Below are 25471 nucleotides of genomic sequence, written 5' to 3' on the forward strand. Positions count from 1 at the left end.
TAAGTGCTTCTTAGATTCATCCGTTTATTTCTCGATTAAACGGATCACCAGTTTTCACTTAACACAAATATTGATTATAACAAGTGCTCCTTAAAATAAATGTTGTGTACACTGATATTTGCACAGTATAGATAGGCAAACATGAGGTTAGCGAATTCCAATTACGCATTAGTCATTGGTGGTTGTTTATCGAGGACGCACCCTAATTTCAGTAGGTTACAGGAGTCAATAAAATTGTAGAACTGTAGAATTGGATTATAGAATCCAGAGAAAAAGTGTTTAAAAATTATTCTTTTTCAGGGGTAGTAAATTTTATCAAAAGCATTTAAAACAGATGCATTCTTTTTAACAAACTTGTATAATCAAGTTTGTTAAAAAGAATGCATCATTTAGAAAATATTAATTCGTTTTTACCCTGTACGTTATTCTGCTATTGGTAATAACCGTATACGCACTTATTTCAACAATAGGTGAAAATTCAGAGGTTGAATTAGACCGTGTGCCTGTAGCTGTTACTGATTCCCCTAAAACGGTACCTGGGGGTAGAGGAAACACAAACTTATATTTATTGGTATTATCCGTATTACCATCTGCATCTGTATATGCGGATGTTGCACTATCTTGATCGTTAGTACTACCTTCTATTCCTGTACCTATATAAATTTGTCCTTCACCATAGTCTTGCGTTAACCCTAATTGATTATCTCCACTTGCAGCTGTACCTTCATTTACGTCGGTAAAAAATACTTCTACAATGGTTCCTGGGCTTGCCCAACCGGTTACCACAAGATTTGTTCCCGCCAAATATGCTCCTGAAATTACAGGAAAGTTTTCTAACCCGTTAGGACCAATATCACCATCCGCATTGTCATTTAATGTAACGCCATCATCATTTAAATCAATTCCTAAAGCAGGAGTAGCAGTACCATTGGCATACATTGAATTCTGACTAATTAAATTAGATGCTCCACCTACTATACTGATACCAGCGCCACCGTTAGTATAGATTTTATTGCTCGTGATTTCTGAATTATTTCCAGCAAGTTTTATTGCCATTTGCTGAGGACTACCACTACAGTTACCTCCATTTTCCCCTGAAGTCGTCAATGAATTCTCTGATATTATAATATTACCAGAACCCGCTTCGCCATCTATAGCAGTAGAAGCAGAAAATTCAATTAAGTTCTGTAATATCTGAATACCTGAACCCGCAGTTATCAAAATAGCATCATCACAAGCAGCATTACCATTATTGGCCAAATGGTTATTTATAATAATATTAGAAGTGCCACCATCAATCTCGATGGCATAATTATCTGTATTTGCAATATAATTACCGTCGGCAATTAAATTCCCTGCCGTATTCTCAATACCTACGTTTAAATCATTAGCGGTAACACCAGTTGCATCCATTCCTATAATGTTTGCAGTGGCCGTTAACGAACCTGCATCTACCCTAATTCCCGAATTATTATTTGCAAAGATTGAAAGATTTCTAATACTAACATCGGTACCTTCTGTTCTAAATACATCTCCATTATCTCTATGTACCTGTATTTCAGGTCGTTCATAATTAGGTAGTATCATATTTGATACACCCACGGAACTACCACCCGAACCTAACGTTCCAGTATTCGTATTTCCTGAATATGCTGTTTGCGTTCGCCCATCTATGGCAGTATTATTATCTGTAATAATAGATAGAGGACTTCCGTTAGAAAACAGTATATCAAAATACCCGTTCGCGAAATTTGCATCGGCCGTTCTACCAAAAGAATCACCAGTAGGTGGAATCATGAAAATAGAAACATCTTCCCCTGCAGCTGGATCAAAAATTGAATTCGCTTCAATATCCAAATTGTTCTGATCTAAATTATTAGAATTAACCACAAACTGCTCTAAGGAACCTTGCCCATCCTCATTTGTATTTACGATTGTATTAAAGTTAAATCCAAAATTTATATCCGTTACACCATTACTTGCAACGGTTACGCTTGAAACTGATTGTGCATTATTCAAAACCCCTAATGCAGCATCTAAAGTTGCACTTGGGTTGGCTCCTCCAATCTCGGTAGTAACCTCGTTAATCGTTGCAGCATCACCAAATGATCGATAGGTTTGAACTGGAAAACATTCCGTACAATTTAGCCCACCTGTTCTATTTGAACGTACAGTAGAGTTTACTACCTTAATTAAATAGTCCCCATCTTCCATACCAGCAAATGAGTAATCTCCATTTATATCCGTATTCTTTCTTTCACGAAAAGTTCCATTACTTTCAAATAATTCAACAATTGCTCCTGACACTCCTAAACCAGCGGCATTTACCTGGTTTCTACCTTCACCACCTGGGTAATTTACATCTTCAAATACGGTACCTGTTATTAAATTAGATGGCACTTTCATTACAACCGCCATATTTATAACGTAATCTTGACCAACATTTACAGTGGCGGTAACTTGTGAATCTCCAGGAGCAATAAAGGTTGATATATCATAAGTATCCAAATCAACCCCATATACATTTGTTTGGTTGTAATTGGTAGGAGTCACCGTATTGTCATAAATGGTTCCATTGTATGAATTATTTCCTGTTTGACCACCATCTCCTGTTAACGTAAAGGTGGTATTCGCTTGATTGGTAACCGTTAACCGTTCAGGGTTAGCACCACTTGAACCTAAGGTATCATCACCTTCCCAAGATAAAAAAGTTGCTTTTGCTCCGGAACCGGCAATGGCATAAAATGAATCTAACGTAAATGGAGTACCTGGTGAGTTGTTTTGAAGTCCGTCAAAACCTTGGTATATATTTATATTTACAGCTGGTAAAGAAGGTTCTTCATAATAAACCATTAAAGACCAACCGCCTAGTACCGTTTGTGTATTACAAAAATTATTAGAGGTATCTATGGTCAGCCCAGAAAAATCAAAACTATTGGTATTTATATCCGTGATACCTTGTACCAATGCCGTTACATCACTAACATACCCATAAAAATTTAAATTTGTTCCGTTGGCATTAAAGGTGGTTTGATATACAAAACCCGCATTTACAGTCTGACCTTCAAAGGTTACCTGCTCATCCCTAACATAACTTGAATGCGCCCAGTATAAATAAGCTGCGGCAATCGTACCAGTCGCAGGAATATCCGAAACTAATTGATTTGTAGATGTGGCCTGAATGGCACATGCATTTCCATTATTACTTTGTGTACGCATAGTGCCGCCAGTAGTCACGTAATCATATTTACCATCAAATTGTCTAAATAAATTTAATGGTACATTGGCTAAAATTTGAGAATTAATTGTACCTCTACCGGTATCACTAAAGTTTACATCGCCATTGTTGGGTGCATTTGCCCCCGTAAACATAATAGTAAAGTCCTCATCGAATTCAGGTACTCCATCATTGGCGATAGGTACCGAAATAGTTCTAATGTCACCAACTTCACCGCTAAATGTCAGTGTTCCGGTAACGGCGGTATAATCACTACCTGCTAATGCCGAACCATCTACCGTAGTATAATCGACTGTAAAATCTGTTTCAATAAAGCCAAATATCGTATTTATACCGTGTGGAGCCCTTGTTGATTCAACAGTAAAAATAGCATTACCTACATCTTCATCAAAAGAGATATCTGTTATTATAATTTCGGGACCTTCTACATAACATCCAATATCAGCTTGAAAGCCTGTTCCAGAACCGTTATTGTCCGAGGTGAATCTAAATGTTAAACATCCTCCTCCGGCGGCTGAACCTGATATATAAGATGGTATATTATCATTGTCATAAACTCCTATAAGTGTTGCTCCTGTAGAGTTACCATCATATACGAACAAAAAATCATTACCAGCTTCCATATCGAAACTAGTAAAATCTACCGCAACATAATCAAACCCTGGTTCTGGACAAAGCGTGTGTGTTACATTTAAATTATTGCCATAATTTCCTAAACCTCCCGGATCTAAAAATACACCGCTACATTGTGTTGATGTTGAGCCATTGGTCATAATTATACCCTCATCATCCTCTATAGTGCCAATAGCAGTATCTGAAACAACTACACTAGTATTTGATGGATTAGACATTTGAACCCTAAAGGTTTCGGCTCCTTCCAGCAAGCCATCATCTAAAATGGGAACATCAAAAGTAGCCGAATTGCCAACTGTACCTGTAAAAGTCAATGTCCCACTAGTTGCCGTATAATCGGCTCCAGCGGTTGCAGAAATATTTACAGTTTGGTAATTAACCGTAAAAGGACCTAAAGCGTTTACACCCCCAACCGTTGCCGTAAAAGTTGCCGTTCCGGCATCTTCATTTACAGTAACATCTTCAATGGTTACCATTGTAGGAAAAGTAGCTGTAAATAATACATTATCAACAAAAATTGTTTCACTCCCACTCCATCCACCAGATGCGGATAAGAATCTTATAGAGGAATTTCCTGAAATTTCATTTGGACTAAGGTTATAGTTAAACGTACCACTTCCATTTAGAAATCCTACAGTATTATAATTAGACCCGTTCCATAATTGTACTGCAATTGCTTCATTTCCATTTGTTCTTTCAAAGTTGAACGTTAAATTTACACTTGTTGCTCCTGCAAGATTAAGATTTCTAGAAATTTGAGAATTGTCCAGATTTTGAAAGCGAAGTCTTCCATTCCCTAAAAAAGGAGTATTTATTGTAATTCTACCTCCATTAGGGCTATTATCATCATTAGCTTCTATCCAATTTCCACTAAAATTGCTACTACCATTATTATTGCCATAATTACTAAAAGTAAAATTATCCCTAAACGTTTCTTGACTGTAAATAACAGTAGAAGCCATCAATAAAAATAGTGCTGAAAAAAATTTCCTTAACCCCATGTATTTAAATGTGTGCGACAAACCCATTATATCAGTATGATCTTAAAAGAGTAAATCACTTGCTAAAATAAATATAGAGAAAGGCCAGTACTAAATTTTGTTGTGAAGTAAGTGTATTAGCAAGTGAACGAATAGAATGTTGCTGTTTGCTCAAAAAAAAATCTTAAATAAACACTTTGTAACTTGGTTATTTATCGATTAAGCACTAGCTACAATAGCTTTTATAAGTTGACTTAATACTACATAAAATATAGATAAGTATAGATATTAATGATAAAAGCAACCATTATATGGTTGCTTTTATACCAAAAATTATACGTAAAAATTACTCTAATATTATAAATTCCGATCTTCTATTAATATCATGTTTAGAAGCGCTACACTTTACACCATCTGCACATTCATTTAACAATTTGGTCTCTCCATATCCTTCACTTACCAATCTATCATTGGTTATACCTTTCTTGATCATATAGTTTATGGTAGATTCTGCCCTTTTCTGTGAAAGCCATAGGTTATAAGATGCCGCTCCCCTACTGTCCGTATGCGAATTTACCTTTAATTTTAAACTTGGATACTTTTCCATGGCGGCGATAACTTTTTCAATTTCCACTTCAGAATCTTTTCTAATATTATATTTATCAAAATCAAAATATATGGTGCTCAACTGTAGCAACTTGGCCAAATCATCACCAAAACCGGCGGTAATCCTATCTCTTTCCAAATAAAAATCAATAATCTTGGGCTTACCGTCCGATATTCCAATATACTCTTCAAAAGGAATATATCCTTCCATAAGCGCTCTCACAAAATTGCCTTTGTTGCAATCCAGTTCTAAACTATACGTACCTTTAGAATCCGTAATTGTAGAAAATAGTTCATTGTTTTCCTCATCTATAACCTTTACCGTTGCACCGACCAATACTTCATTGGTTATTTTATCCCTAACCGTACCCGTAACCTGTTGTATACAGTCAAACACTAATGGTTTTGTTTCCGTAAAGCTATATATATCGTCATATCCAAGACCGCCCTCCCTGTTAGAGGCCATGTAGCCGGTACGCAGTTCTTCATTGAAGATAAATGTAAAATCATCTCCTTTACTATTTACCGGTTCCCCAACATTTAAAACTTTACCCGTAAAATCCTGACGTAATATTTTGGTTGCAAAAACATCCAACCCTCCTAGACCGGGATGTCCATCAGAAGAAAAATACAAAATTTCCCCAGCTGTTATATAAGGAAAAGTTTCACGTGCCTCTGTATTTATATTTGGACCTAAATTCTGTGGTATTCCAAATGTACGATCTTGATTTATCGTAACCATATACAGGTCCGATTCTCCAAATGTACCAGGCATATCCGAAACAAAATAAAGTGTCTTTTCATCTGGACTTAATGCAGGGTTTGCTATAGAATATGCATCACTGTTAAAAGGAAGTTCTTCTATTTCTCCCCAAGTACCATCATCCATCATGGCAGCCCGGAAAATTTTTAAACGAATGATTCCCTGTTCGTCCTTTACATACTTACCGTCTACAATATTATTTCTTGTAAAATATAATGTTTGACCGTTTTTTGTCACAACAGAAGTGGATTCATGTAATCGTGTATTTACATTCTCACCCAACTTTTTTACTTTGTTGATAGAAGCACTATCCGCATTAACCACATAGAGGTCCAAAAAGTCCTTGGCATTCCAAGTATGACGATATCGAGCAAAATTTCCGGTATCACGGTCAGAAGAAAATATTAACCCTTCCTTATAAAAAGAAGGTGCAAATTCTGAATAGGGTGAATTAAATTCAAAAGGTCCTATATTATACCTTCCTGAATTGTCCTTTATTTCCTGCATGAAATCACGGTCTTCCGTAAAAGCAGTTGCGCGGCCTTCTCCTTTTGTAACTTCAATGAATTTTTTCATTATTGAATTTGAAGTTTCATAATCCCCTAACGATTTTAGCGTTTGGGCATACTTAAAGTAGTCCTCTGGCGTGGCTTCCGCAGAATAATCCGCTACAAGTTTTTTATAGATATCGGCCGCATCTTTGTAATCAGCATTATAATAATATGAATTACCTAATTTCCTAAGCAAATCTGCAGAAACATAGCCTTTATCCAAAACCTTTTTGTAAATATCGATTGCCGGACTAAATGAATAAGCTTCAAATTTTTCATTGCCCTTTTCAATTAATCGTTCTTGAGCATGGATAAAATCATGACCAAATAATAGTAGCGCAAGTATTAATAGTACTCTTTGTCCCATAGTAATATTTTCCATTTAGAAAAAACGAGGTGATACCAGTCTTTGAAAGGATTTCACCAATTCATATCTTAACAATACTTCAAATGAACCATCGTTAAACTGTGTGCCTCCCAAATCTGTTGTTTCCTTATCGTAAGCCAAACCTATCATAAATTGATCGGATATCTGAAAACCTGCCATGGCACTTAGTGCAGCATCCCATCTATAAGCCGCACCAAAAGTGAATTTATCATTGAACATAAAATTGGCGGACATGTCTACTTGTAAAGGAGCACCACCTACTACTTTTGTCAATAAGGCCGGTTTAAATTTTAAATTACCGTTTAAGTCAAACACATACCCAGTAATTAAATAAAAATTAATTCTTTCCTTTGACAAAAATTGAACACTTCCCGCATCTCTTTGCGAGTTATCGAAATGCTCTGTTTGAAATAAGTTTGGAGCAGATAATCCTGCATAAAACTCATTGGAATGATAATAAAGTCCCACCCCTATATTAGGTGAAAACCTATTTTCAATATTATCCGCATTTACAGGTTCCTCATCAAAATTGCGCAACTTATTAAAGTCCAAATTCAATAAATTTCCACCGGCCTTAAGACCAAATGATAATTTACCTTCTGCAGAAACATCAACTGTATACGATACCACAGCATCAAAATATGTCTCTTGAACTACCCCGTCTCCTATTTCATCATTAACTATAGATACACCGTAGCCCAGTTTGCTATTTCTGATAGGGGATTGTATGTTCAACGTCTGTGTTTTTGGAGCTCCTTCCAAACCTACCCATTGTGATCTATACAAACCTGTTATACTAAGTTGCCCCCTTGACCCTGCATAGGCCGGATTGACACTCATGGTATTAAACATATATTGAGTGTACTGAGCATCCTGTTGTGCCATTACCGTTCCACAGTAAAACAAGAACCCACTTAGTACAACTAATAATTTATTTTTAATATTCATATTTAAAACTATTATCTACTTATATATAGATATTCACTATCTACATTATTTACTCCGTCCAATGTGGTATATTCAAAGATATAATAATATATACCGGCAGGAAGATACTCATCTACACTTAACGTAGACCTTCCTCTTGACCTACCGTCGAATACATTATTCTGGTTATTATAATTCTCTCCTTCATACACTGCCACTCCCCATCTATTGAAGATTTTTAAAGTACTATTACGAATTTGATCTACACCCCTAATAAATAAGAACTCATTTCTGCCATCACCATTTGGAGTCACCATTTGATTGACCTCTATCTTAAATTCTTCCGGTGGTGTTGTAGGGTTATCGTTTGTTACCGTAATATCAACTACGGCAGTATCACAATTTCCTATACTATCACAAAGCGTATACTCAAAACTATCAGCACCCTCAAAACCCTCATTTGGAAAGTAAAGTATTGTATCATCAGAAACATCATTTGGAGTACCACCATCATTGATTTCTATTACTCCGTTTGATGGTTCCGTTACTGTAATTGTACCAACTTCAGGAACACCTAAGTCATTTTCCAAAATTAATATTTCAACTTCTGTATCCATTGTAGTCGTGGCCACATCATCCACAGCATCCAATTCCTCTGGTTCGCCTACCGTAATCGTTATGGTTGCGGTATCGCAGTTGCCCAACGTATCGCATAACGTATACTCCAGACTGTCCGTACCTTCAAAACCATCGTCAGGGGTATAGATAAGGGTATCATCGCTAATATCGTCTGGCGTTCCACCATCATTTATGGCTACCGTACCATTGGACGGCTCCGTAATGCTTATCGTTCCATCGGACGGTATGCCCAGGTCGTTTTCCAATATGGCGATTTCAACCGCCGTATCCAATGGCGTACTTGCAACATCGTCCACAGCATCCAATTCTTCTGGTTCGCCTACCGTAATCGTTATGGTTGCGGTATCGCAGTTGTCCAACGTATCACATACCGTATACTCCAGACTGTCCGTACCTTCAAAACCATTGTCAGGGGTATAGATAAGGGTATCATCGCTGATATCGTCTGGCGTTCCACCATCATTTATGGCTACCGTACCATTGGACGGCTCCGTAATGCTTATCGTTCCATCGGACGGTATGCCCAGGTCGTTTTCCAATATGGCGATTTCAACCGCCGTATCCAATGGCGTACTTGCAACATCGTCCACAGCATCCAATTCTTCTGGTTCGCCTACCGTAATCGTTATGGTTGCGGTATCGCAGTTGTCCAACGTATCACATACCGTATACTCCAGACTGTCCGTACCTTCAAAACCATTGTCAGGGGTATAGATAAGGGTATCATCGCTGATATCGTCTGGCGTTCCACCATCATTTATGGCTACCGTACCATTGGACGGCTCCGTAGTGCTTATCGTTCCATCGGACGGTATGCCCAGGTCGTTTTCCAATATGGCGATTTCAACCGCCGTATCCAAAGGTGTACTTGCAACATCATCCACAGCATCCAATTCCTCTGGTTCGCCTACCGTAATCGTTATGGTTGCGGTATCGCAGTTGCCCAACGTATCGCATACCGTATACTCCAGACTGTCCGTACCTTCAAAACCATCGTTAGGGGTATAGATCAGGGTATCATCGCTGATATCGTCTGGCGTTCCACCATCATTTATGGCTACCGTACCATTGGACGGCTCCGTAGTGCTTATCGTTCCATCGGACGGTATGCCCAGGTCGTTTTCCAATATGGCGATTTCAACCGCCGTATCCAATGGCGTACTTGCAACATCGTCCACAGCATCCAATTCTTCTGGTTCGCCTACCGTAATCGTTATGGTTGCGGTATCGCAGTTGTCCAACGTATCGCATACCGTATACTCCAGACTGTCCGTACCTTCAAAACCATCGTCAGGGGTATATATCAGGGTATCATCGCTGATATCGTCTGGCGTTCCACCATCATTTATGGATACCGTACCATTGGACGGCTCCGTAGTGGTTATCGTTCCATCGGACGGTATGCCCAGGTCGTTTTGCAATATGGCGATTTCAACCGCCGTATCCAATGGCGTACTTGCAACATCGTCAACTGCATCCAATTCCTCATTATTAATTTCATCCGGGTCCAGGTAGTCAGGGGTGCCGTCACCGTCCGTATCGTCGTCCGTAGGGTCACCGTCGCCATCGGCATCCTCGTCGGGCGTATCGATACCGTCGCCATCGTCGTCAAGGTCGCGGTAGTTCACGTCCTCGGTGCCGTCCGTATCGGGAAGGTCCGTCGCAGGGTCGTCTATCTCGTCGTTCACATCGAATCCGTCGTTCACGTCAGAACCTTCATAGCCATCGTCAAGTCCGTCACCATCGGTATCGGTACCGGTATAGGACTGGTCGGGAATGCCATCATAATTAAAATCGTTGCCCTCGTTGTTGTCGGGCACCGAATCGTTATCGCTATCGTCATCAAGATAATCGACATTGTCCGTGCCGTCCGTGTTCACGGGGTCAAGGCCCCCTATGTACGCGCTGTTGACCCCGTCGTTGGATGCATACGTGGACGAATCGTCCGCATTGGGCGCTATGTAGCCCGATGTGGTCTGTGCCTCTACGTTGTCAGGTATGCCGTCGTTATCGCTGTCTATGTCCAAGTGGTTGGGCCTGCCGTCATTGTCCGTATCGGCAGGGTCCGTCAACGGGTCGTTGTCCCCATCGATGTTAGGGTCCTCCACCGTATCCAATATCCCATCGTTGTCATCGTCAAGGTCTACACTGTCCGGTACCCCGTCCCCATCGGTATCCGTACCCTGATCCGGGTCCAGGTAGTCAGGGGTGCCGTCACCGTCCGTATCGTCGTCCGTAGGGTCACCGTCACCATCGGCATCCTCGTCGGGCGTATCGATACCGTCGCCGTCGTCGTCAAGGTCGCGGTAGTTCACGTCCTCGGTGCCGTCCGTATCGGGAAGGTCCGTCGCAGGGTCGTCTATCTCGTCGTTAACATCGAAACCGTCGTTCACGTCAGAACCTTCATAGCCATCGTCAAGTCCGTCACCATCGGTATCGGTACCGGTATAGGACTGGTCGGGAATGCCATCATAATTAAAATCGTTGCCCTCGTTGTTGTCGGGCACCGAATCGTTATCGCTATCGTCATCAAGATAATCGACATTGTCCGTGCCGTCCGTGTTCACGGGGTCAAGGCCCCCTATGTACGCGCTGTTGACCCCGTCGTTGGATGCATACGTGGACGAATCGTCCGCATTGGGCGCTATGTAGCCCGATGTGGTCTGTGCCTCTACGTTGTCAGGTATGCCGTCGTTATCGCTGTCTATGTCCAAGTGGTTGGGCCTGCCGTCATTGTCCGTATCGGCAGGGTCCGTCAACGGGTCGTTGTCCCCATCGATGTTAGGGTCCTCCACCGTATCCAATATCCCATCGTTGTCATCGTCAAGGTCTACACTGTCCGGTACCCCGTCCCCATCGGTATCCGTACCCTGATCAGGGTCCAGGTAGTCAGGGGTGCCGTCACCGTCCGTATCGTCGTCCGTAGGGTCACCGTCGCCATCGGCATCCTCGTCGGGTGTATCGATACCGTCGCCATCGTCGTCAAGGTCGCGGTAGTTCACGTCCTCGGTGCCGTCCGTATCGGGAAGGTCCGTCGCAGGGTCGTCTATCTCGTCGTTCACATCGAATCCGTCGTTCACGTCAGAACCTTCATAGCCATCGTCAAGTCCGTCACCATCGGTATCGGTACCGGTATAGGACTGGTCGGGGATGCCATCATAATTAAAATCGTTGCCCTCGTTGTTGTCGGGCACCGAATCGTTGTCGCTATCGTCATCAAGATAATCGACATTGTCCGTGCCGTCCGTGTTCACGGGGTCAAGGCCCCCTATGTACGCGCTGTTGACCCCGTCGTTGGACGCATATGTGGCCGAATCGTCCGCATTGGGCGCTATGTAGCCCGATGTGGTCTGTGCCTCTACGTTGTCAGGTATGCCGTCGTTATCGCTGTCTATGTCCCTAAAATCTGGCTGACTATCGTTGTCTGAATTTATTGGCGTTATACCACTAGGGGTATAAACATCATCCATACCGTTTCGGTTATTATCAACACCCCCGGGGGCCAAATAACCATCAATTGTCTGGCTTTCATTATTATCTAAAATACCATCATTATCAGAATCTATATCCCGATAATCCGGCATACCATCACCATCAGTATCAATAGTACTTAAACCGTCTTCATAAGCATCATCAATGTCATTGCAATTGGTATCACCTAGCGGTCTAAGATAACCGGCGGACGTCTGAGCCTCTACTTTATCCTTAATACCATCTGCATCAGAATCAAAATCACGATAATCCGGAAATTCATCATTATCAGAATTTATAGGGATTATCCCAAAACCGTAACTGCCTTCGTACGCATCATCCAAACCGTTAGCGTTACTGTCTACATTTAAGGGTGCTACATAGCCTAAAAAGGATTGTGCCTCAACATTATCCCTAATACCATCAATATCAGAATCTATATCCAAATAATCAGGAATAGGTTTACAACTTCCTCTTATACCATCTGTATTTACCGGAGTTAAGCCCAACATGCCAGATTGCTCAAAAGCATCATCCAAACCATTATCATTATCATCCCTGTTCCATCTAACAATAATGGTTCCATTGCCCTGGGCTTCAATAGTATCCAAAATACCGTCATTATCCGAATCAATATCCAAATAATTAGGAATTCCATCTCCATCTTGGTCAGACGGATTAGTCAGGTAATTATTGTCCCCATCCTCATTTTGGTCTTCCACAGTATCCAAAATGCCATCATCATCCTCATCAATATCCGTATCATTGTTGGTAGTGGTATCGTTATTTTTATACATCAAAGAACCCTCCTGATTAGCCTTGCTAAATTGGATTCCGATTATAAAAAAAGAAAAACATATTAGAAATAAGTTTGAAAGTTTAAACCTAAATCCATCAATCTTCAATAATGTAGTTTTACCCATAAGTGTTTAGTGTTTTACTAATCACCATGGCAATGTAGTGTTGCGTTTCGTATAAGAAAGTGGGGCTTACTTAATAAAAACTATGCTAAGATATAGTATAATTATTTCAACACAAATAGTTTTTCCTTTATCCATCAAATACAAAAGATGAACTACTTATTAATTTGTTGAAAGTTACATTAATATCCTGTCGATACAATTAAGTACGGTATAAGTTAAGAAAAAGACTATGTAATGCGAAAATTCTTTTCACCACCCTTACTTTTTACAAAAATTCTTTTCACCCGCTTTAGCTATACTTTTTAATTTTGATTTTTGCTTCAAATTACAGGAAGATGGAGAATACAAATTAGCTTATTTTTGCACAAATATTTTACATGAGTTTTAAGCAAGAAATAGAACGAAGAAGGACTTTTGGCATAATTTCACATCCCGATGCCGGTAAAACCACATTGACCGAAAAATTGCTACTCTTTGGGGGCGCCATACAAGAAGCAGGAGCGGTAAAAAACAATAAAATAAAAAAGACCGCTACCAGTGATTTTATGGAGATAGAGCGACAAAGAGGTATCTCAGTTGCAACCTCTGTTCTAGCTTTTCTATACAAGGACAAAAAAATAAATATCCTTGACACACCTGGCCATAAGGATTTTGCAGAAGACACTTTTAGAACATTAACAGCAGTTGATAGTGTAATCGTAGTTATTGATGTTGCCAAAGGTGTGGAAGAACAAACGGTAAAATTGGTTGAAGTCTGCCGAATGAGGAAGATACCCATGCTGGTTTTCATAAATAAAATGGACCGTGAAGGACAAGATGCCTTTGACCTATTGGATGAATTAGAGCAAAAACTAGGGTTATCCGTTACACCATTAAGTTTTCCTATTGGTATGGGATATGATTTTAAAGGGATTTACAATATTTACGAAAAAAATATTAACCTATTTAGCGGGGATAGCAAAAAAAATATTGAGCAGACCATTGCCTTTGATGATGTCAACAACCCAGAATTGGAAAAGATAATAGGTTCCAATGCCGCTGAAGAACTTAGGGATAATCTAGATTTGGTATGGGGCGTTTACCCAAAGTTCAACAAGGAATTATATTTAAAGGGTGATCAGCAACCTGTTTTTTTTGGTTCAGCTCTTAACAATTTTGGTGTTAGGGAACTTTTGGACTGTTTTATTCAAATAGCCCCTACACCACGTTCAAAGAATGCCGAGGAGCGTATGGTAGAAGCCAGCGAAAAGGATATGACCGGATTTGTTTTTAAGATTCATGCCAATATGGATCCAAAACACAGGGACCGTTTGGCTTTTATTAAAATAGTTTCTGGAACATTTGAACGAAATAAGCCATATCTACATGTAAGACAAGGAAAAAAATTAAAGTTTTCAAGCCCCAATGCTTTCTTTGCGGAAAAGAAAGAAATTGTGGACATTTCCTATCCTGGAGATATTGTTGGCCTGCACGACACAGGTAACTTTAAAATTGGGGACACTTTGACCGAAGGCGAAATTTTGCATTATAAAGGGATACCCAGTTTTTCTCCAGAACACTTTAGGTACATCAATAATGCCGACCCAATGAAATCCAAGCAATTGTACAAAGGTATTGACCAATTGATGGACGAAGGTGTGGCACAGCTTTTTACCCTAGAATTAAATGGCCGAAAGGTAATTGGTACCGTTGGCGCCCTACAATTTGAAGTAATACAATATAGATTAGAACACGAATATGGTGCCAAATGTAGCTATGAAAATTTCAATGTTTACAAAGCTTGTTGGGTAGGAACCGAAAATAGAAAATCAGAGGAATTCAAAGAATTTGAACGTGTAAAGCAAAAATTTTTAGCAAAAGATAAAAGGGGCCAGTTGGTCTTTTTAGCAGATTCACAATTTTCGTTGCAAATGACGCAACAGAAATATCCTTCTGTGAAGCTACACTTTGTTTCGGAATTTGATTAAATAAAAAAAGCCCAATCTAAACATTGGGCTTTTTTTTATGCTTCTCCCGTAGGTCCAAAATTTAGAGGTATGGAAGGTTGTTCATAATCTTTTATCGTTCCATGTGCCTTTTCAAAACGTTGCACATTTTCGTTTAAAGCCTTTAAAAACTTCTTTGCATGTTGGGGGGTCAAAATTATTCTACTTTTAACCTTTGCTTTTGGCGCACCAGGCATCATACTGATAAAATCCACTACAAATTCTGAAACCGAATGATTTATAATGGCTAAATTGGAATAGATTCCTTCGGCCATCTTTTCATCCAACTCTATATTGATTTGTTTTTGATTCGGATTTTTATTCTCACTCATAGTTTTTAATTATAAAAAAAAGACCCTCAAATTAAATTTGAGGGTCTTTGATATTAAAATCTTAAGGCCTCTTTTCTGGCCATTATCTCATCATACTCTTCCTTAGATCCTACGATTATGCTATCATAGTCCCTCATTCCTGTACCTGCCGGAATCTTATGACCTACGATTACATTTTCTTTAAGACCCTCTAACGTATCTATCTTACCACTTACTGCAGCCTCGTTCAGAACTTTTGTCGTTTCTTGGAACGATGCAGCAGAGATAAATGACTTCGTCTGTAAGGAAGCCCTTGTAATACCCTGCAATATTGGGGTGGCTGTTGCCGATACGGCATCCCTTGCCTCTACAATGGCTTTATCACTACGTTTAAGCAATGAATTCTCGTCCCTCAATTCCCTTGGTGTAACTATTTGACCAGGTTTCAAGTTTTCCGAATCACCGGCATCCATGACAACTTTTTTACCGAAAATATTATCATTTTCCTTAATAAAGTCATCTTTATGAATTAATTGGTTTTCCAAGAAAATTGTATCTCCCGGATCAACGATTCTTACCTTTCTCATCATTTGCCTAACGACTACCTCAAAGTGCTTGTCATTGATCTTTACACCTTGTAACCTATACACCTCTTGCACTTCGTTCACCAAGTACTGTTGTACGGCAGATGGTCCTTTTATTGCCAATATATCCTCAGGAGTAATAGAACCATCCGATAACGGCATACCTGCCCTGACATAATCATTTTCCTGTACAAGGATTTGATTAGATAGCTTCACCAAATATTTCTTTACTTCTCCCAATTTGGATTCAATGATTATCTCACGGTTACCTCTCTTGATCTTACCAAAAGAAACAACACCATCAATTTCGGACACCACCGCTGGGTTAGAAGGATTTCGTGCCTCGAACAATTCAGTTACCCTTGGTAGACCACCGGTAATATCACCTGCCTTTGCAGATTTACGTGGTATTTTAACCAAAATCTTACCTTCCTTGATCTTATCACCATCATCTACCATAATGTGGGAACCTACAGGTAGGTTATATGAACGCAAGGTTTCTCCTTTATTATCTTGAATCAATAAAGTTGGAATCAACTTTTTGTTTCGAGATTCAGAAATAACTTTCTCCTGGAAACCAGTTTGTTCATCTATTTCTACTTGATATGTAACACCTTGTTCAATATTCTCATAGGCGATCTTACCTGGGAATTCAGAAACGATTACACCGTTATATGGATCCCAAGAACAAATAACATCTCCTTTTTCAACCTTTGCACCATTTTCCACAAATAATTGTGAACCATAAGGAATATTGCTTGTACTTAAGGTTATACCAGTTTTTGCATCAACAACTTTAATTTCCGTTGTTCTTGATATTACGATTTCAGCTGGACTACCATCCGAACCTTCACCGGTTACCGTTCTTAAATCCTCAATTTCAGCAATACCCGAGAATCTTACCTCTAATTTATTGTCCTCTGAAATGTTACCTGCAATACCACCTACGTGGAACGTTCTTAGTGTAAGCTGTGTTCCTGGCTCACCAATGGATTGTGCTGCAACAACACCTACAGCTTCGCCCCTTTGTACCATTTTATTGGTAGATAGGTTTCTTCCGTAACATTGTGCACAAATTCCTTTTTCAGCCTCACATGTCAATGCCGACCTTACCTGAACTTTTTCTATAGGAGAATTCTCTATTTTCTTAACATCGCTCTCCATGATATGCTGACCAGCCTTTAAGATCAACTCTTCCGTCATTGGATTGTAAACATCATGTAATGATACACGACCCAAGATTCTTTCCCCAAGACTTTCTACTACCTCTTCATTTTTCTTAAGCGCCTGTACTTCTACACCTCTTAAGGTCTCACAATCTTCAGTATTAATAATTACATCTTGAGAAACATCTACCAGCCTTCTTGTTAAGTAACCAGCATCAGCCGTTTTAAGGGCCGTATCCGCAAGTCCTTTACGAGCACCGTGTGTTGATATAAAGTATTCAAGAATGGAAAGACCTTCCTTAAAGTTAGATAAAATTGGGTTTTCAATAATCTCACCACCACCGGCAGTAGATTTTTTAGGCTTAGCCATAAGACCACGCATACCCGTTAACTGGCGAATTTGCTCCTTAGAACCCCTTGCACCAGAATCAAGCATCATATACACAGAGTTAAACCCTTGTTGATCCTCACGAATACGTTTCATTGCCAACTCAGTTAACTGAGCATTGGTAGATGTCCAAACATCAATTACCTGATTGTAGCGTTCGTTGTTTGTTATTAGACCCATGTTATAGTTTGCCATAATGCCGTCAACTTGACCATTGGCATCTGCAATCATTTCATGTTTCTCTTTTGGTATAATAATATCCCCTAAACTAAAAGATAATCCTCCTCTAAAGGCAAAATCATACCCTAAATTCTTAATTCTATCCAAGAAATCTGCCGTTGTTGGCACATCAGTTACGGCTAAAATTCCACCGATAATATCCCTAAGGGATTTCTTGTTCAAGACATCATTGATATAACCTGCCTCTTCAGGAACTTCCATGTTGAACAATACTCTACCTACCGTTGTTGGTATTATCTTATATACCAACTCTCCTTCTTCATTAAAATCCTTGGCCCTTACCTTGATACCGGCATTCAAATCTACCTTACCTTCATTAAAGGCAATTTCAACTTCTTCAAACGAGTAAAAAGTAATTCCTTCACCTTTTACAATCAACTCAGGCGTAGATTTTCTTTCTTTGGTCATATAATATAGACCCAAGACCATATCCTGTGATGGTACCGTAATAGGAGAACCGTTGGCAGGGTTCAAAATATTATGCGAAGCCAACATCAATAATTGACATTCTAGAATAGCCTCTGGCCCTAAAGGAAGGTGAACCGCCATTTGATCCCCATCAAAATCCGCGTTAAACGCAGTACAAACCAATGGGTGCAGACGTATTGCCTTACCTTCAATTAATTTTGGCTGAAAAGCTTGAATACCTAAACGGTGCAATGTAGGAGCCCTGTTTAACATTACAGGATGCCCTTTCAGTACATTTTCTAAGATATCCCAAACTACAGGCTCTTTTTTATCTATAATTTTTTTAGCAGATTTTACTGTTTTTACAATACCTCTTTCAATCAGTTTTCTGATAACAAAAGGTTTGTAAAGTTCCGCAGCCATATCTTTAGGTAGACCACATTCAAACAACTTCATTTCCGGACCTACAACAATTACCGAACGCGCAGAGTAATCAACACGTTTACCTAAAAGGTTTTGACGGAAACGACCTTGTTTTCCTTTCAATGAATCTGAAAGTGATTTTAAAGGTCTATTTGATTCTGTTTTAACAGCAGAAGCTTTTCTTGTGTTATCGAACAAAGAATCCACCGCTTCCTGAAGCATACGTTTTTCATTACGTAAAATTACTTCTGGAGCCTTTATTTCAACCAATCTTTTCAGACGGTTGTTACGGATAATTACCCTTCTATAAAGATCATTTAAATCTGATGTTGCAAAACGGCCACCATCCAATGGAACCAATGGACGTAATTCTGGTGGTATTACCGGAATTACCTTCATAATCATCCACTCTGGCTCGTTCTCTCTATTTTCTTGGGATTCTCTTAATGCCTCTACAACCTGTAGACGCTTTAAGGCCTCTGTTTTACGTTGTTTAGAGGTTTCCGTATTTGCCTTATGTCTTAACTCAAAAGAAAGTTCCTTTAAATTAATCCTTCCCAATAGATCAATTAAACATTCCGCCCCCATCTTAGCGATGAATTTATTAGGGTCAGAATCTTCTAAATATTGATTTTCTTGAGGAATGGTATCCAAAATGTTCAAGTATTCCTCTTCTGTCAAGAAATCCATTTTCTGAATTTCCTCACCTTCAGGACCTTTGGCAATACCTGGCTGTATTACTACATAACGTTCGTAGTAAATAATCATATCCAATTTCTTGGACGGCAAACCTAAAAGGTATCCTATTTTGTTGGGTAAGGAACGAAAGTACCAAATATGTGCTACAGGAACTACTAAGTTAATATGACCTACACGATCCCTACGAACCTTTTTTTCCGTTACCTCCACACCACAACGATCACATACAATACCGCGGTAGCGAATACGCTTATATTTTCCACAAGCACATTCATAATCCTTTACAGGGCCAAAAATACGCTCACAAAACAAACCATCACGTTCTGGTTTGTGCGTTCTATAATTAATTGTTTCAGGCTTTAAAACCTCACCTCTAGATTCTGCCAAAATTGATTCTGGCGATGCTAAACCTATTGAAATTTTATCGAACCTTTTTACTGGGTTATTATCTTTTATTCTTGCCATAATAGCGTGCTGATAATGTTTTAATTTTTTTTACTTATAGTCTTCAATAGTAACTATTGAACTACTCCTCAAGTCTAATATCCAAACCTAATCCCTTAAGTTCGTGCATTAAAACGTTGAAAGATTCTGGTAAACCAGGTTCAGGCATTGTTTCGCCCTTAACAATAGATTCATAGGTCTTAGCTCTTCCGATTACATCATCGGACTTAACCGTTAAAATCTCACGTAAGGTTGCGGATGCACCGTAGGCCTCAAGTGCCCAAACTTCCATCTCACCAAAACGCTGACCACCAAATTGAGCTTTACCACCCAATGGCTGTTGCGTAATCAAAGAGTATGGTCCAATAGATCTAGCGTGCATCTTATCATCTACCATATGTCCTAGTTTCAACATATAGATAACACCCACGGTGGCCGGTTGATCAAAACGTTGACCAGTTCCTCCATCATACAAATATGTATGTCCAAATCTTGGAATTCCCGCTTCATCCGTATAAGCATTGATTTCGTCCAATGTGGCACCGTCAAAAATTGGAGTGGCAAATTTCTTACCTAATTTAAGGCCAGCCCATCCCAATACAGTTTCATAAATCTGCCCAATGTTCATACGCGATGGTACACCTAATGGGTTCAATACGATATCTACGGGAGTTCCATCTTCTAAGAACGGCATATCCTCATGACGTACAATCCTGGAAACAATACCTTTGTTACCGTGTCTACCCGCCATTTTATCACCAACTTTTAGTTTACGTTTTTTAGCTACATAAACCTTGGCAAGCTTCATAATACCCGCTGGTAATTCATCCCCAACAGAAATGGTAAACTTATCCCTTCTCAAGTTACCTTGTAAGTCGTTAAGCTTAATCTTATAATTATGAAGCAAATCTGCTACCAATGCATTTGTTTCATTATCCGTAGTCCAACTTCCACCCACTAAATGAGCAAAATCATCCACAGAATTTAACATTTTCATGGTATACTTCTTACCCTTAGGCAAAACTTCTTCCCCTAAATCATTAAGTACTCCTTGTGAAGTTTTACCATTTACTATCGTAAACAATTTCTCAACAAGAACATCTTTTAATTCTTGGAACTTTACTTCATATTCCAATTCCAATTTAGAAAGCTCTTCCTTATCTTCTGAACGTTTTCTCTTATCCTTTACGGATCTAGAGAACAATTTCTTTTCAATTACGACCCCTCTTAATGAAGGCGACGCTTTTAAAGAAGCATCTTTTACATCACCAGCCTTGTCTCCAAAAATGGCACGTAACAATTTTTCTTCAGGTGTAGGATCAGACTCCCCTTTAGGAGTAATCTTACCAATTAGAATATCACCGGGCTTAACTTCAGCACCTATTCTAATCATACCATTCTCATCCAAGTCTTTGGTAGCCTCTTCAGATACATTAGGAATATCATGTGTAAGCTCTTCTGCCCCTAATTTGGTATCCCTAACTTCCAAAGAATATTCATCAACATGGATAGAGGTAAAAATATCTTCACGTACAACCTTCTCCGAAATAACGATCGCATCCTCAAAGTTATATCCTTTCCAAGGCATAAATGCCACGGTCAAGTTTCTTCCCAAGGCCAACTCACCTTTTTCGGTTGCATAACCCTCACATAATACCTGTCCTTTTTTAACCCTATCCCCTTTTTGAACAATTGGCTTTAGGTTAATATTGGTTCCTTGGTTGGTTTTTCTAAACTTCACCAAGAAATAGGTTTTCTCGTCTTCGTCGAAACTTATTAATCTTTCGTTATCAGTCCTATCGTATTTGATGGTAATTTTCTGAGAATCAACATATTCAATAACACCATCGCCTTCCGCATTGATCAACACCCTAGAATCTGACGCTACCTGTCTTTCAAGACCTGTTCCCACAATTGGAGACTGTGGCTTCAACAATGGTACCGCCTGGCGCATCATGTTAGAGCCCATCAATGCCCTGTTCGCATCATCATGTTCCAAAAATGGAATCAATGAAGCAGAAATAGAAGCAATTTGGTTTGGTGCAACATCCGTATATTGAATATCAGATGGATCTACTACAGGGAAATCTCCTTCTTCCCTTGCAATCACCTTATCCACACTTATCTTACCGTCATCATCCATAGGAATGTTTGCCTGAGCAATTTTCATTCCTTCTTCTTCCTCTGCACTTAAATATGCAAAGTTTTTATAATCCACCACAGCGTCCGTCACCTTTCTATAAGGCGTTTCCAAGAAGCCCATAGGATTCACTTTCGCAAAAACAGAAAGTGAAGATATAAGTCCAATGTTTGGACCTTCTGGAGTTTCTATAGGACAAAGACGACCATAGTGTGTATAGTGAACATCACGAACCTCAAATCCTGCACGTTCTCTTGAAAGACCGCCTGGACCTAAAGCCGATAATCTTCTCTTGTGCGTAATCTCAGCAAGTGGATTTGTTTGATCCATAAACTGCGATAACTGGTTAGTACCAAAGAATGAATTGATAACCGAAGACAGTGTCTTGGCATTAATCAAATCTATAGGTGTAAACACTTCATTATCACGAACGTTCATACGCTCACGTATTGTTCTGGCCATACGGGCAAGACCAACACCGAACTGAGATGACAATTGCTCCCCTACAGTTCTTACACGACGGTTAGAAAGGTGGTCAATATCATCGATCTCTGCTTTTGAGTTAATTAACTCAATTAAATATTTAATGATTGTTATGATATCTTCCTTTGTCAAGACCTGCTTGTCCATTCCAATATCCAACTGTAACTTCTTGTTCATTCTGTAACGACCAACCTCACCTAGGTTATAGCGTTGGTCAGAAAAGAACAATTTATCAATTATACCACGTGCAGTTTCCTCATCTGGCGGTTCTGCATTACGTAATTGACGATAGATGTGCTCAACAGCTTCCTTTTCAGAATTTGTTGGATCCTTTTGTAACGTATTATGGATAATGGCGTAATCAGATTGCGCATTATTCTCCTTATGTAACAAAATAGTCTTAACATCTGCATCGATTATTTCTGCAATATGCTCTTTTTCCAAAATAGTATCACGGTCCAATACTATTTCATTACGTTCTATTGAGACAACTTCACCTGTATCCTCATCAACAAAATCTTCATGCCAGGTATTCAATACCCTAGCCGCCAATTTACGTCCCAATACTTTTTTAAGCCCGGCATTAGAGACCTTTACTTCTTCTGAAAGGTCAAAAATTTCTAAAATATCCTTATCACGTTCAAAACCAATAGCCCTGAACAAGGTAGTAACCGGTAATTTTTTCTTTCTATCGATATAAGCATACATTACGCCATTGATATCGGTAGCAAATTCTATCCATGACCCTTTAAAAGGAATTACCCTGGCAGAATATAATTTAGTTCCATTTGCATGAAAAGACTGGCCAAAGAAAACCCCTGGTGATCTATGTAACTGAGAAACCACAACTCTCTCTGCGCCATTGATAACAAAAGTTCCACTTGGTGTCATATAAGGTATAGTACCCAAATACACATCTTGTACGATAGTCTCAAAGTCTTCATGTTCCGGATCGGTACAATACAATTTTAAACGTGCCTTTAAGGGAACGCTATATGTAAGACCTCTCTCAATACATTCTTGAATAGAATATCGGGGTGGATCAATAAAATAATCTAAAAACTCCAATACAAACTGATTTCTAGTATCAGTTATTGGAAAATTCTCCATGAAGGTATTGTATAAACCTTCATTACCTCTTTCATCTGATTTAGTCTCAAGTTGAAAAAAGTCTTGAAAAGATTTAATCTGAATATCCAAGAAATCCGGATAATCCGGTGTATTTCTTGCGGAAGCAAAGCTTATTCTTTCAGTCTGATTTGTGAACATCTACGGACAGTGTTTTGATCGTGAGTACTAAAGGGGTAGTATACTTCTTAATATACCTAAATCTATAAAATGGCTTAGGTCTAACCGCAAAAAGCGAAAAGACCTAAACCAAAAGTAATATGGTTGTTGCTATTATTTAAGCTCAACTTCTGCTCCAGCTTCTTCCAATGATTTTTTGATACCTTCTGCTTCATCTTTAGAAACAGCTTCCTTAACAGCTTTTGGTGCGCTGTCAACAATATCCTTAGCATCTTTCAAACCTAAACCAGTCAATTCCTTAACCAATTTAACTACTGCTAACTTAGAAGCACCTGGTGCTTTCAAGATAACATCGAATTCTGTTTGAGCTTCACCAGCATCACTACCTTCAGCAGCACCACCACCAGCGGCAACCGCTACAGCTGCAGCTGCAGGCTCAATACCGTATTCTTCTTTTAATATATCAGCTAACTCGTTTACTTCTTTTACCGTAAGGTTAACCAATTGTTCTGCGAAATCTTTTAAATCTGCCATTTTCTATCGTTTAATAAAATTTTAAAATATACTTAGTTTATAGTGCGTACTTATTTTTCAGATAATGTCTTAAGAATACCGGCAAGTTTACCACCGCCAGATTTAAGTCCAGAAATAACATTCTTGGCCGGAGATTGTAACAATCCGATTATTTCACCAATCATTTCTTCCTTAGACTTAATGCTAACCAAAGCATCTAAGTTTTCATCACCTATATATATTGCTTCTTCAACAAAAGCTCCTTTTAATAAAGGCTTTTCAGATTTTTTTCTGAAGTTCTTTATCAATTTAGCTGGAGCATTGGCTACATCAGAAAACATCAAAGAGGTATTTCCCTTTAATACTTCCGGCAATTCGCCAAATTCTTTGTCTGAAGCTTCCATTGCTTTTGCAAGCAAGGTATTTTTAACAACTGCCAGTTTAATGTTCGCCTTAAAAGCAGCTCTTCTTAAATCTGAAGTTACACCGGCATTTAAACCGGATATATCTGCTAAATAAATACTGGAACTATTAGCCAACTGCGCAGTCAAATCTTCTATAACCGTTGCTTTTTCTTCTCTTGTCATACTATTAATTTTTAACTAGCAGTTCGTTATACTGACTTTGGGTCTAATTGCAAACTTGGGCTCATTGTACTTGACATGAAAACAGTTTTCATATATACACCCTTTGCAGCAGTTGGTTTCATCTTATTCAATGTATCCAACAACTCTTTTGCATTATCCACCAATTTATCCGCTGAGAAAGACGCTTTACCTATCGCAGCATGTACAATACCTGTTTTATCGACCTTAAAATCGATTTTACCCGCTTTTACTTCAGATACAGCCTTGGCCACATCCATTGTTACGGTACCCGTCTTTGGATTCGGCATTAAACCTCTTGGTCCTAAAACACGACCTAAAGGACCTAATTTACCCATAACGCTTGGCATTGTGATGATAACATCGACATCTGTCCAACCGCCTTTTATTTTTTCCAAATACTCATCTAACCCAACATAATCAGCGCCTGCTTCTTGAGCTTCAGCTTCCTTGTCCGGCGTTACCAAAGCCAAAACCTTAACGTCCTTCCCGGTTCCATGTGGCAATGTTACCACACCACGTACCATCTGATTAGCTTTCCTTGGATCAACACCCAAACGAACCGCCAAATCAACTGAGGCATCAAATTTTGTATTGGTTATCTCTTTAATTAAAGCAGAAGCCTCTACCAAAGAATATAATTTATCCTTTTCTATCTTAGAGTGCGCTTCTTTTTGCTTCTTAGTTAACTTTGCCATTTAATTGCTTTTAAGAT

11 protein-coding genes are annotated in these 25471 nt (G+C 39.2%); 1 reads left to right on the top strand and 10 read right to left on the bottom strand.

The window, feature by feature from the left end; translation table 11 throughout:
* Positions 1-399: 399 nt before the first annotated feature.
* From JM81_RS06515 to JM81_RS06530, 4 genes are all read right to left on the bottom strand, one after another.
* On the bottom strand, positions 400-4833 hold the full coding sequence (locus tag JM81_RS06515; protein ID WP_261374982.1) for a beta strand repeat-containing protein: 4434 nt from the start codon (positions 4831-4833) through the stop codon (positions 400-402).
* Positions 4834-5197: 364 nt separating this feature from the next.
* Positions 5198-7138, bottom strand: a complete 1941-nt coding sequence (locus tag JM81_RS06520) for an OmpA family protein (RefSeq protein WP_144801539.1) — start codon at positions 7136-7138, stop codon at positions 5198-5200.
* A 15-nt stretch (positions 7139-7153) separates the two neighbouring features.
* Positions 7154-8107 (bottom strand): type IX secretion system membrane protein PorP/SprF, encoded by a 954-nt coding sequence (locus JM81_RS06525; protein ID WP_144801541.1) that lies wholly within the window; start codon positions 8105-8107, stop codon positions 7154-7156.
* An 11-nt stretch (positions 8108-8118) separates the two neighbouring features.
* Positions 8119-12993 (bottom strand): Ig-like domain-containing protein, encoded by a 4875-nt coding sequence (locus JM81_RS06530; protein WP_186435542.1) that lies wholly within the window; start codon positions 12991-12993, stop codon positions 8119-8121.
* Between the two features lie 503 nt (positions 12994-13496).
* Between JM81_RS06530 and JM81_RS06535 the strand changes: the two genes are divergently transcribed.
* Positions 13497-15086 (top strand): peptide chain release factor 3, encoded by a 1590-nt coding sequence (locus JM81_RS06535; protein ID WP_144801547.1) that lies wholly within the window; start codon positions 13497-13499, stop codon positions 15084-15086.
* A 35-nt stretch (positions 15087-15121) separates the two neighbouring features.
* Here the strand turns inward: JM81_RS06535 and JM81_RS06540 are convergent, their stop codons facing one another.
* The 6 genes from JM81_RS06540 to rplA form a co-directional block, all read right to left on the bottom strand.
* The gene (locus tag JM81_RS06540) at positions 15122-15436 is read right to left on the bottom strand and encodes a DUF3467 domain-containing protein (protein ID WP_089262949.1); all 315 of its coding nucleotides are present in this window, start codon (positions 15434-15436) and stop codon (positions 15122-15124) included.
* A gap of 53 nt (positions 15437-15489) precedes the next feature.
* Positions 15490-19788, bottom strand: a complete 4299-nt coding sequence (gene rpoC, locus JM81_RS06545) for a DNA-directed RNA polymerase subunit beta' (protein WP_089262951.1) — start codon at positions 19786-19788, stop codon at positions 15490-15492.
* 61 nt (positions 19789-19849) lie between these two features.
* Positions 19850-23659: a DNA-directed RNA polymerase subunit beta gene (gene rpoB, locus JM81_RS06550; protein ID WP_144801550.1), complete on the bottom strand. Its 3810-nt coding sequence runs from the start codon at positions 23657-23659 to the stop codon at positions 19850-19852.
* Positions 23660-23791: 132 nt separating this feature from the next.
* Positions 23792-24172: a 50S ribosomal protein L7/L12 gene (rplL, locus tag JM81_RS06555; protein WP_144801552.1), complete on the bottom strand. Its 381-nt coding sequence runs from the start codon at positions 24170-24172 to the stop codon at positions 23792-23794.
* 50 nt (positions 24173-24222) lie between these two features.
* On the bottom strand, positions 24223-24738 hold the full coding sequence (gene rplJ, locus JM81_RS06560; RefSeq protein ID WP_089262957.1) for a 50S ribosomal protein L10: 516 nt from the start codon (positions 24736-24738) through the stop codon (positions 24223-24225).
* Between the two features lie 26 nt (positions 24739-24764).
* Positions 24765-25454: a 50S ribosomal protein L1 gene (gene rplA / locus JM81_RS06565; protein WP_089262959.1), complete on the bottom strand. Its 690-nt coding sequence runs from the start codon at positions 25452-25454 to the stop codon at positions 24765-24767.
* Positions 25455-25471 lie beyond the last annotated feature (17 nt).

The sequence above is a fragment of the Maribacter sp. MAR_2009_72 genome, assembly GCF_007827235.1.
Lineage (GTDB): Bacteria > Bacteroidota > Bacteroidia > Flavobacteriales > Flavobacteriaceae > Maribacter > Maribacter sedimenticola.